General features: G+C 45.1%; 1 protein-coding gene. It reads left to right on the plus strand.

Annotated features, from left to right (window positions below):
• Nucleotides 1-370 (plus strand): glycoside hydrolase domain-containing protein (locus HC176_RS17595; protein WP_167920303.1); only part of this gene is annotated, 370 nt, incomplete at both ends.

Consider the following 370-nt stretch of genomic DNA (forward strand, 5'->3'; position numbering starts at 1 on the left):
TGTACAGGGACTTATCGATCGCATGGGCGGGAATGAAGAATTCGTAGCTCAACTTGATAAAGTCTTTTCCCTTCCTCCAAAGTTCGACGAAAGTTACTACGGGCAGGTAATTCATGAAATAAGAGAGATGCAAATTGCCAATATGGGCCAATATGCTCACGGGAATCAGCCGATCCAGCATATGATCTATTTGTACAACTATGCAGGAGAGCCATGGAAAGCTCAATATTGGGTGCGGGAAACCCTTAGCAGGATGTACTCTCCAACTCCCGATGGATATATAGGAGACGAAGATAACGGACAAACCTCTGCGTGGTATGTTTTTTCGGCACTTGGATTTTATCCGGTGACTCCGGCTTCAGATCAATAC

The organism is Tamlana crocina (assembly GCF_012037625.1).